This is a genomic window from Burkholderia sp. AU4i, assembly GCF_000466765.1.
In the GTDB taxonomy this organism is placed as follows: domain Bacteria; phylum Pseudomonadota; class Gammaproteobacteria; order Burkholderiales; family Burkholderiaceae; genus Burkholderia; species Burkholderia cepacia.
Genome location: NZ_ASSI01000178.1, coordinates 1 through 10,688, shown reverse-complemented (window position 1 = coordinate 10,688; position 10,688 = coordinate 1). Strand labels below are relative to the sequence as shown.

At 69.0% G+C, this 10,688-nt stretch carries 7 protein-coding genes and 1 pseudogene; 4 read left to right on the top strand and 4 right to left on the bottom strand.

Annotation, left to right across the window (positions count from 1 at the left end; all coding sequences use genetic code 11):
• A partial coding sequence (locus L810_RS33405) for an FUSC family protein (RefSeq protein ID WP_042977189.1) occupies positions 1–1,133 on the top strand: 1,133 nt, incomplete at its 5' end.
• A gap of 145 nt (positions 1,134–1,278) precedes the next feature.
• Here L810_RS33405 and L810_RS33400 read toward each other — a convergent pair.
• Both L810_RS33400 and L810_RS33395 read right to left on the bottom strand, forming a co-directional pair.
• Entirely contained in the window at positions 1,279–2,199 is a 921-nt protein-coding gene (locus L810_RS33400) for a bestrophin family protein (RefSeq protein WP_021162638.1), read from the bottom strand.
• A gap of 12 nt (positions 2,200–2,211) precedes the next feature.
• Positions 2,212–4,536 (bottom strand): FdhF/YdeP family oxidoreductase, encoded by a 2,325-nt coding sequence (locus L810_RS33395; RefSeq protein ID WP_021162637.1) that lies wholly within the window; start codon positions 4,534–4,536, stop codon positions 2,212–2,214.
• 155 nt (positions 4,537–4,691) lie between these two features.
• Between L810_RS33395 and L810_RS33390 the strand changes: the two genes are divergently transcribed.
• Positions 4,692–6,113: an aminotransferase-like domain-containing protein gene (locus tag L810_RS33390; RefSeq protein WP_021162635.1), complete on the top strand. Its 1,422-nt coding sequence runs from the start codon at positions 4,692–4,694 to the stop codon at positions 6,111–6,113.
• A gap of 52 nt (positions 6,114–6,165) precedes the next feature.
• On the opposite strand, the gene L810_RS33385 is transcribed toward L810_RS33390, so the two are convergent.
• Positions 6,166–7,416, bottom strand: coding sequence for a mechanosensitive ion channel family protein (locus tag L810_RS33385; RefSeq protein ID WP_021162634.1), 1,251 nt, complete (start codon positions 7,414–7,416; stop codon positions 6,166–6,168).
• 493 nt (positions 7,417–7,909) lie between these two features.
• Between L810_RS33385 and L810_RS33380 the strand changes: the two genes are divergently transcribed.
• Positions 7,910–9,628: a SulP family inorganic anion transporter gene (locus tag L810_RS33380; RefSeq protein WP_021162632.1), complete on the top strand. Its 1,719-nt coding sequence runs from the start codon at positions 7,910–7,912 to the stop codon at positions 9,626–9,628.
• An 8-nt stretch (positions 9,629–9,636) separates the two neighbouring features.
• On the opposite strand, the gene L810_RS33375 is transcribed toward L810_RS33380, so the two are convergent.
• Entirely contained in the window at positions 9,637–10,512 is an 876-nt protein-coding gene (locus L810_RS33375) for a LysR substrate-binding domain-containing protein (protein WP_042977187.1), read from the bottom strand.
• An 11-nt stretch (positions 10,513–10,523) separates the two neighbouring features.
• On the opposite strand from L810_RS33375, the pseudogene L810_RS49665 reads away from it, so the two are divergent.
• A pseudogene (locus tag L810_RS49665) lies at positions 10,524–10,688 on the top strand (LysE family translocator); the annotation flags it as partial.

The window sequence follows — 10,688 nt, the reverse complement described above, 5'->3', positions numbered from 1 at the left end:
TGCGGGCGCGCGTGGACGACGCGGTGCGCGCCGAGGCCGCGGAGCCGGCCGGCCCGGACCCGTCGCGCCTGCTCACGCTTGACCGGCTGGCGGCGCTGCTTGCCGGGTTCGACGCCGCCTTTGCGGGCAACGCGCAGCTGGACCTGCCGAATCCGCCGGCGTCGCGGGTGCGTTATGCGTTCCACCACGATCCGGTGCTCGCGTGGCACAACGGGATGCGCGCGTTCATCGCGGTGCTGGTCGCCGCGGCGTTCTGGATCGTGACGGCGTGGCCGTCGGGCGCCGGGTTCGTCGCGATCACGGGGGTGGTCTGCGCGCTGTTCTCGACGCGCCCGAACTCGGTGGGCGCCACCGTCGGCTTCCTGAAAGGCGCCGCCTGCGCGGCGGTCGCGGGCGCCCTCTGCAACTTCGTGCTGCTGCCGGCGGTGTCGGGCTTCGAGATGCTCGCGTACATCCTCGGCGTGTTCACGATCGGCGCGGGCATCGCAATGCGCCATCCGCGTGCGGCCGGCATCGGCAGCGGCTTCTCGATCTTCTTCTGGAATTTCACGTCGCCGGACAACACGGCGCGCATCGGCGACGCCGCCTTTCTCAATTCGGCGCTCGCCACGCTGCTCGGCATCGCGTTCGGCGCGATGGTGTTCGCGCTCGTGTTCCCCGGCGATCCCGGCGCGAGCCGGCGGCGCCTGCATAGCGCGGTGCGCGGCGACCTCGCCCGCATCGCACGCAATCCGCGGGCGTGGCCGGCGAGCGCGTGGCTGAGCCGCACGGCCGACCGTCTCGGGCGCGAGCTCGGCTTCGCGGGCCGTCTGCCGGCCACCCTCATCGAGCGCGACCTGCGCGATTTGCTCGCGGCCTGGACGATCGGCGACAGCCTGTTGGCGCTGGCCGAACTGGCCGCGCGCGAGCCGGCGGCACGCCGTGCGGTCGCGTTGGTGCGGGGGCGGGTCGGGCGCGCGGATTTCGCCGGGCTCGGGCGGGCTTGCGGCGCGGCGGCCCGCGTGCTGTTGCGGCGCGTGACCGAGGTTGACAGCGACGACGGGCGCGCGCTGCTGCGCGGTATCGTGCTGCTGCGGACGATCGCGGAAACGGCGGCCGTGCATGACCGCTTCCTGCGCGGCCGCCGGGATTGAGGGACTGAGGGACTGAGAGGCGGAGGGACGGAGGGACGGAGGGACGGAGAGGCGGAGAGGCGGAGAGGCGGAGAGGCGGAGAGGCGGAGAGGCGGAGAGGCGGAGGGCGGACGGGCGGAGGGACGCGCGAGCGGCGGCCCGCGCGTCAACTGAGGCGATAGGCCTTGCCGGGCGTCACTTCCGCCGGTAGCGGCTCGCGGTTCAGTTCGAGCAGCGTGCGCTCGATCGTCCGCGTCATTGCATCGAGCGCGAGATGGTTCGGCCCGTCGCCGAACGGTTCGGCGATCGCATGCGCGATCGCGTCGAGCGCGATCAGCGTATAGGCGACGAACACGGAGACGAACGGCGTGGCCGCGCCGATCGAATCGACGAGGCCGAACGGCAGCAGCACGCAGTACGCATAGATCGTCCGGTGCAGCAGCACGTCGTACGAGAACGGGATCGGCGTCGACGCGATACGCTCGCAGCCGCTCACCATCGCGACGAGATCGTCGAGGCGTGCGTCGAGCATCCACAGTCGCGTATCGGCGAGATGCCCGGCGTCGGCGCGCGCGGCGAATGCTTCGCGCAGTTCGTGAACGATCGCGACCGGCGCATACCGGGCGGCGGCGATGCGCGTACAAGTGGCGCCGTCGAGCAGCGTGCGCAGGTCGGCCGACGGATCGGTGCCGCGCAGTTGATGCTTCAGCGCATAGACGAACGCGACGACCTTGCGCACGAACGCCTGCCGTGACGCGTCGTCATCGTCGATCGCGCCGTAGCAGAGCGCCTGCGACACCAGCGTGCGCGTGGCGGTCAGCACGCCGCCCCACAGCTGACGGCCCTCGCGGTAGCGTTCGTAGCTCGCATTGTTGCGAAACCCCGCGAAGATCGCGAGCGTGAGGCCGATCAGCGTGAACGGCGTCGGGTTCAGCGGCACTTTCTCGCCGAGCACGCGGCCGCCGCCCCACACCGCGACGACGCTGATCGCGAGCGTCAGCACGAGTTGCGGCAGGATGGTCGGCAGCACCGACCCGTTCCAGACGAGCAGCATCCGCAGCCAGTGCTCGCGCGGACGAACGATCATCGCCGTGCTCCGTCAGGCGGCGATCGCTGCCGGCGCGGCCGCGCGATGCAGCAGCACGGGTACCGACTTCGACGTCGGCGTGTTGCACACGTCGCCGACGCTGTCGAGCGGCACCAGCGGGTTGGTTTCCGGGTAGTACGCGCCGATGCAGCCGCGCGGGATGTCGTATTCGACGAGCAGGAAACCGTCCGCGCGCCGCTCGATGCCGTCGTGCCACACGGTTTCCATGTCGACCCATTCGCCGGCCTTCAGGCCGAGCATCGCGAGATCGTCGCGGTTGGCGAACACCACGCGGCGCTGGCCGAACACGCCGCGATAACGGTCGTCGAGCCCGTAGACGGTCGTGTTGTACTGGTCGTGCGAGCGCGTCGTCATCAGCGTCATCAGGCGTTCGCCGTGCAGCGCGCGGGCGCGCTGGATCGGCGTGTCGGCGGGCAGCGGGTGCGCGATGAAGTTCGCCTTGCCCGTCGGCGTGAGCCATTCGCGGTCGCGCGACGCGACGCGCAGGTGGAAGCCGCCCGGCCGCGCGATGCGCGTGTTGTAGTCGTAGAAGCCGTCGAGCGTGGCCTCGATCGCGTCGCGAATCTTCGCGTAATCGTCCTTGTAGGCGAGCCAGTCGACCTTGCCGCTGCCGAACAGCGCATGGCCGATGTGCGCGACGATCGCGGGCTCCGACATCAGGTTCGGCGAGGCCGGCTTGTTCATCCCGTACGACACGTGGACCATGCTCATCGAATCCTCGACCGTCACGCCTTGCGCGACGTTGTCCTGCAGGTCGATCTCGGTGCGGCCGAGCGTCGGCAGGATCAGCGCGTCGCGGCCGTGGATCAGGTGGCTGCGGTTCAGCTTCGTCGTGATGTGCACGGAAAGATCGCAGCGGCGCATGCCCTCCCACGTGCGCGGTGTGTCGGGCGTCGCCATCGCGAAGTTGCCGCCGAGGCCGATCAGCACCTTCACGTGGCCTTCGAGCATGCCTTCGATCGTCTCGACGACGTCGTAGCCGTGGTGGCGCGGCGGTTCGAAATCGAACACGTGGCCGAGCCGGTCGAGGAACGCCTGCGACGGCTTTTCCTCGATCCCGACCGTGCGGTTGCCCTGCACGTTCGAGTGGCCGCGCACCGGGCACAGGCCGGCGCCGGGGCGGCCGATGTTGCCGCGCATCAGCATCAGGTTCGTCAGCATCTGCACGGTCGCGACCGAATGCTTGTGCTGCGTGATGCCCATTCCCCACGTCGCGATCACGCGTTCGCTGCGTGCATAGAGCTGCGCGAGGCTGTCGATCTGTTCGTACGGCACGCCGCTTTCGGCGGTCAGCGCGGACCAGCTTTCGTTGCGAAGATCGTCGGCAAACGCGTCGAAGCCGGCCGTGTGCTCGCCGATGAACGCGGTGTCGAGCACGCGCGGCGCACCGGCGGCGCGCGCGGCGTCGTCGAGTTCGAGCACGCGCTTCGCCATCCCCTTGATCAGCGCGAAGTCACCGCCGATCGTCGGCTGGATGAACGTCGATGCGATCTTCATGCCCGACATCGTCAGCATCTCGATCGGGCTTTGCGGATCGGCGAAACGTTCGAGGCCGCGCTCCTTGAGCGGGTTGATCGACACGATCGTCGCGCCGCGCTTCGCGCATTCGCGCAGCTCGCCCATCATCCGCGGGTGGTTGGTGGCCGGGTTCTGGCCGAAGATCAGCAGCGTGTCGGCGTGCTCGAAATCGTCGAGCGTGACGGTGCCCTTGCCGACGCCGACCGACGGCGGCAGCCCGCGGCTCGTCGCCTCGTGGCACATGTTCGAGCAGTCGGGAAAGTTGTTCGTGCCGTACAGCCGCACGAGCAGCTGGTACAGGAACGCTGCTTCGTTGCTCGCGCGCCCGGACGTGTAGAACGCGGCCTGGTTCGGATCGGGCAGCGCGCGCAGGTGGCGCGCGATCAGTTCGAACGCATCGTCCCACGCGATCGGCACGTAGCGGTCGGTCTGCGCGTCGTACACCATCGGGTCGGTGAGCCGGCCGTGCTGCTCGAGTTCGAAGTCCGTCTGTTCGAGCAGCTCGGTGACCGTGTGCGCGGCGAAGAATTCAGGCGTCACGCGCTTGCTGGTCGCTTCGGCGGCCACGGCCTTCACGCCGTTTTCGCAGAATTCGAACGTCGACGCGTGCTGGCGGTCGGGCCATGCGCAGCCCGGGCAGTCGAAGCCGTCCGGCTGGTTCTGGCGCAGCAGCGTGCGGTAGTTGCCGCCGGCGACCTTTTCCTTGATCAGGTTGATCGTGACGGCCTTCAGCGCCCCCCAGCCGGCGGCCGGGTGGGTGTACGGTTCGATGCGCGCGGTAGCGGATTTCTTTTTCATGATGCAACGGGTGTCGGGGTCGATGGCCGCAGAGTACGCGCGGGCCCCATCCGGCTGTGTGTACACCTGTTCGCTTCAAAAAAGAGTACAGTTTCGGCCATTCAGGCAGTGCGGATCGCAACTGTGTTGTTGAAGGGAAGTTGAAAGGGAGGCGCGTGAAGCGTTACGAACAACTGGCCGACGATCTCCAGGCGCAGATCGAGCGTGGCGTATACCGGCCCGGCGAGCGGATTCCGTCGGTGCGGCAGGCGAGCCGGCAGCAGCAGCTCAGCGTCACGACCGTGCTGCGTGCGTACCTCGTGCTGGAAAGCCGCGGCCTGATCGAGAGCCGGCCGCAATCGGGCTACTTCGTCCGTGCGCGCGCGTCGGTGCCCGCCGAGGCCGAACTGCACATGTCGGCGCCGGCCGCGGAACCGTCGGCCGTGGACGTGAGCCGGCTCGTGCTGTCGACGCTGCGTTCGATCGCGCGCGACGACGCGGTGCCGCTCGGCTCGCCGTATCCCGATGCGTCGCAGTTTCCGGTGCAGCGTCTCGCGCGTTATGCGCAGACGATCGGCCGCCGCCGCACCCGCTGGGGCGTGATCGACGATCTGCCGCCCGGCAACCAGGAGCTGATCCGCCAGATCGCGCGGCGTTACGCGGAGCGCGGGATCGCGGTCGAACCCGGCGAGATCGTGGTGACGATCGGCGCGACCGAGGCGATCAACCTGTGCCTGCAGGCCGTCGCGCGGCCGGGCGACACGATCGCGGTGGAGTCGCCGACGTTCTACGCGATGCTGCACGCGATCGAGCGGATGGGCATGCGTGCGCTGGAAGTCGCGACGCACCCGGGTGACGGCATCGATCTCGACGCGCTCGAACGCATCCTCGAACGCGAGCGCATCGCCGCGTGCATGGTGATGCCGAATTTCCAGAATCCGCTCGGCTTCCAGATGCCCGACGCGCGCAAGCGCGCGCTCGTCGAGCTGCTGGCGAAGCACGACGTGCCGGCGATCGAGAGCGACGTCTATCACGAGCTGCACTTCGGCGACACGACACCGAGCGCACTGAAGTCGTTCGACCGCGACGGGCTCGTGCTGCATTGCGCGTCGTTCACGAAGAGCCTGTCGCCGCGCTACCGGATCGGCTGGGCGATGCCGGGCCGCTACCGCGACCAGGTCGAGAAGCTGAAATTCCTGAACACGCTCGCGACGCCCGCGATCGAGCAGCTCGCGATCGCCGAGTACCTGAAACACGACGGCTACGACTTTCACCTGCGGCGCATGCGCAAGCTGTATGCGCAGCAGGCGAGCCTGATGAGCGCGATGGTGCGGCGCTTCTTCCCGGAGGGTACGCGGCTGTCGCAGCCGCAGGGCGGGTATGTGCTGTGGGTCGAGCTGCCGAAGCAGGTCGACGCGATGAAGCTGTATGCGCTGGCCCTCGCGGAGCGGATCACGGTCGGGCCCGGGCACATGTTCTCGGCCGGCACCGATTACCGGCATTTCATCCGGCTCAACTACAGCTATCCGTGGTCGCGGCAGATCGAGGATGCGCTGAAGGTGCTCGGGCGGCTCGCGTCGGAGTGCGCGGCGCGGTGAGCGCCGCCATGCCCGGCGGCAGGCGGCCGATGACCGGCCGCCGTGTCGCGCGTCATCCCGCGTGCGGCGCCTGCAGCCCGGCTTGCACGGCTTGCCCGGCGCCGGCCATCTGCCGCATGTCGAAACCCGACGGGTGCTGGTACACGCGCAGCCCGAATTCCGGCAGCACCGCGATCAGGTGATCGAACAGGTCGGACTGGATGGCTTCATAGTCGACCCAGGTCGTCGTGTCGGTGAAGCAGTACAGTTCGAGCGGAATGCCTTCGGCCGTGAGCGGCAGTTGCCGCGCCATGCAGGTCATGTCGCGGCGGATGCGCGGATGGCCCTTCAGGTAGTTCGCGACATACGCGCGAAACGTGCCGAGATTCGTCAGCTGGCGGCGGTTCGCCGGGCAGTCGCCGGCCGCGCCGAGCGTGCCGTTCCATTGCTCGATCGCGTCGACCTTGTCCTCGAGATAGTCCTTCAGCAGCGTCAGGCGTTCGAGCCGTTCGATCTCGTCGTTCGACAGAAAACGCACGCTCGTCGCGTCGACGAACAGCGCGCGCTTGATGCGGCGCCCGCCTGCCTCGGTCATCCCGCGCCAGTTCTGGTAGCTCTCGGTGATCAGTTTCCACGTGGGCACCGTGATGATCGTGTGATCGAAGTTCGCGACCTTGACGGTATTCAGCGTGATGTCGATGACCGTGCCGTCCGCGCCGGCCGACGGCATCGTGATCCAGTCGCCGATCCGCAGCATGTCGTTCGAAGACAGCTGCACGCCGGCGACGAGGCCGAGCAGCGTGTCCTTGAAGATCAGCATCAGCACCGCCGACATCGCACCGATGCCGGACAGCAGCAGGCCGATCTGCTTGCCGGTTGCGTCGCCGATCACGACGAGCGCGGCCGTGATGAACATCACGAGCTTGACGAGCTGCATCGCGCCTTTCAGCGACAGGCGCGGCTGGTCGCGCTGGTACGTGCGATGCGCGTGTTCGAGCGCCGAAAGCGTCGCGCTCACGGTCATCGTCACGAGGAACACGATCAGCGCGAACAGCACCTTGTCGGCGACCTGCGCGGCCGTATCGGGAATGCCGGGCACCGCGCCGAGCCCGAGCTTGATCACGACGAACGGGACGATGCGGTTCAGCCACTTGAATGCGCCGAACTCGAACAGCGCGTCGTCGACGCGCGTGGCGGAAAGCCGCGCAAGCCGCGCGACCACGCGGAACAGCAGGAAATGGACGACGGCGGTGATCGCGCCGGCGGCGGCGAGCAGGATGAGGATGCCGACGAGCGGCTCAAACCAGGATTCGTTCAGGGTCATAGGGGCAAACAGGGGCCTTCTCGTGCGTTGAATCGGCGCCGCGACGCGACGCGCGCCCGGTGAAGGGCACATGAAAGGGACCGTGATTGTGCCATCGGGTTCCAGGCACGTCGCCGTGAATGCGCGGCGCGCGGCTCCCGGATCGGCTCACCATTGCGCAGGTCTCCTCTGCAATCGGGTGACGGCGGATGACGAAAGCGCGTCACCGCAAGCCGGTGCGCGCGCGGGTTGCAGGATGCGCCGCCGGTTCGTCCGGAATCGGCGCGACGCCGCTGCGGCGGGCCTGTGCGCTTCAATGCGCGTGCACGGCGATCCATGCAATCATGCGGGCGTCGCAGGGTTGTCGACGTGCCGTCCGCCGTGGTGCGCGGGCCCTGCGTCGACGGTGAGCGACACGTGCCGTTTTCGCGCACTTGCCATGCGATGCCTGCCAGGGGCACGATGCGCGAACGACTTCGCGAACCACGTCACCCCGTATTCACGCACTTCACGCATGCAAGATTCCAACGAAAGCCGCTCGTCAGGCGTGCGGCTGCTGAAAGGCATCCTCCCGGTCCGCCGTGGCGGGGCCGTCCGCGACATTCTCGCGGGCATTTCGCTCGCGTCGATGGACATCCCGCAGGTGCTCGGCTATGCGCGCATCGCCGGCATGCCTGCCGTCACGGGCCTCTACACGGTGTTCCTGCCGCTCGTCGCGTTCGCGATCTTCGGCGCGTCGCGGCATCTGGTGGTGGCCGCCGATTCCGCGACCGCGACGATCTTCGCGAGCCGGCTGTCGTCGATGGCGTCGGCCGGCAGCGCCGAATACGTGGCGCTGGCCGGCATGGTCGCGCTGCTGACCGCCGCGATGCTGCTGCTCGCGCGCATCTTCAAGCTCGGTTTTCTCGCCGATTTCCTGTCGCGCACGGTGCTGGTCGGTTTTCTCGCCGGCGTCGGCGTGCAGGTGTCGATCGCGATGCTCGGCGACATGCTCGGGCTGGCCGTACCGTACCCGGCGTCGCGCAGCCTCGCGCAGCTCGACTACGTCGTCACGCATCTCGTCCACACGAACCGGCCGACGTTCGCGCTCGCGGCGCTCGTCGTCGTCGCGATTCTCGCCGGCAAGCGGTTCCTGCCGCGCGTGCCGATGCCGATGATCGCGGTCGCGGGCAGCATCGCGGCGAGCAGCATGTTCGGATTCGCCGCGCACGGCATCGCGGTGCTCGGGCCGGTCGCGGGCGGGTTGCCGCCGTTGCGCTGGCCGTCCGTCACGTGGCAGCAGTTCCTCGATCTCGTGCCGGTCGCCGCGTCGTGTTTCGTGATGATCATTGCGCAGAGCGCGGCCGCCGCGCGCGTGTTCGCGCAGCAGTATCGGGAGGACGTCGATACCAATGCCGACATCCTCAGCCTCGCGGCCGCGAACGCCGCGGCGGCGGTGGGCGGCGCGTTCGTCGTCAACGGCAGCCCGACGCAGACGGCGATGGCCGACGGCGCGGGCGTGCGCAGCCAGATCGGGCATCTCGCGTTTGCGGCGGTCGTCGCCGTCGTGCTGCTGTTCTTCAGCACCTACCTGCAGTATCTGCCGCATGCGGTGCTGGCCGGCATCGTGTTCACGATCGCGCTCGGGTTGATCAACGTGCGCAGCCTCGCCGCGATCCGCAAGGAAAGCCCCGGCGAGTTCACGCTTGCGCTGGTCACGGCCGTGGCCGTCGTGACGGTCGGTGTCGAGCACGGCATCCTGCTGGCCGTCGCGCTGTCGCTGATGCGGCACGTGCGCCACAGCTACCAGCCGCACACGATGGTGCTCGAACCGGTCGAAGGGAACGGAAGGTGGCAGCCGGTGCCCACGCGGCGGGGGGCGATGACGGCGCCGGGGCTGATCGTCTACCGGTTCGGCTCCGACCTGTTTTTCGCGAACGATCACCTGTTCGCCGCCGAAGTGACCGAGCTCGTCGATGCGGCGCCGGTGCCGGCGCGCTGGTTCGTCGTCGATGCGGGGGCCGTCACCGACATCGATTATTCGGCCGCGCGCACGCTGACCGATCTCGTCAGGATGCTGCACGCGCGCGGGATCGGCGTGCTGTTCGGGCGTGTCAACCGCTACCTGCGCGCGGACATGGATCGCCACCGGATCACGGAGATCGTCGGCGCGTCGTGCATCTTCCCGACGCTGCACCAGGCGCTCGAGGCCGCCGGCACGACGCCGGCGCCGCAGGAGCCGGGCACCGTGTAGCGTCGGGCCTATGCGGCCGCACGCAAGCGCGCGAAGCCGTTGCGCAGGTGGCGCGCGAGTTCCGTCGCGGCCGGCGTGTGCTGGCCGCGCGGCAGATGAAGGTTGATCGCGAAGTTCGGCAGCGCGGGCAGGCCGCTGCCGGCCGGCAGGATGTCGAGGTCGGCCGGCACGGTCGACGCGAGCCACGCGGTCACGGCGAGGTCGGAGCGCACGGTCGCGGTGGTGGCGTCGATGCTGCCGTTCTCGAACACGGTGCGCCACGCGCGATCGCAGCCGCGCAGCGCGTCGAGCACCGTCGGGCGGAACGCGCAGGTCGGCGCGACCATCGATACGGGCAGCGGCGTGTTCCGGTACGCGGTGCCGCCTTTCGCACCGACCCAGACCAGGCGGTCGACGGCGATGCACTCGCCGCGTGACGGCCCGACCGGCGCCTCGATCAGCGCGACGTCGAGTTCGCCCTGCGCGAGCCCCCGGTGCAGCTCCGGCGACGCCTCGCACACGAGCGTGAGCGCGACCTGCGGATGCGCCTGCGCATAACTCTTCAGGATCGGCGCGAGACAGGTGCCGACGAGATCCTGCGGCGCGCCGAGGCGCACGGTGCCGTCGACCGCGCCGGCCGTCATGTCGGCCAGCAGCGCATCGTGCACGGCGAGCAGCCGGCGCGCCTGCTCGAGCAGCCGCTCACCGTCCGCCGTGAGCAGCAGGTTGCGGTGCTCGCGGACGAACAGCGGGCCGGCCAGCGTTTCGAGCCGTGCAACCTGCTGGCTGATCGCGCCTTGCGTCAGGTGCAGCGCGCGGCTGGCCGCCGTCATGCTGCGATGATCGGCGACCGTGACGAAGGCGCGCAGCAGCGCGAGGTCGAGATGACGTGCCATGCGACGCATTATGGGCGCTAATGACAGGCATAAAAAGCTTTCGCTGTCGTAATGGCGGGATCGCGCGTAAAACAGGGCTTCGACGACGCCAACCGGGAGCTGCCGTGCCGTTCCGAGACTACCTGCCGCTGATGCTGTTCGTGATCGTGTCCACCGTGACGCCGGGCGGCGCGACGACGCTCGCC

Coding starts and splice junctions, on each gene's coding strand:
- L810_RS33395 (WP_021162637.1), bottom strand. CDS start 4,536: ATGAAAAAGAAATCCGCTACCGCGCGCATCGAACCGTACACCCACCCG.
- L810_RS33385 (WP_021162634.1), bottom strand. CDS start 7,416: ATGACCCTGAACGAATCCTGGTTTGAGCCGCTCGTCGGCATCCTCATC.
- L810_RS33375 (WP_042977187.1), bottom strand. CDS start 10,512: ATGCGTCGCATGGCACGTCATCTCGACCTCGCGCTGCTGCGCGCCTTC.
- L810_RS33400 (WP_021162638.1), bottom strand. CDS start 2,199: ATGATCGTTCGTCCGCGCGAGCACTGGCTGCGGATGCTGCTCGTCTGG.
- L810_RS33380 (WP_021162632.1), top strand. CDS start 7,910: ATGCAAGATTCCAACGAAAGCCGCTCGTCAGGCGTGCGGCTGCTGAAA.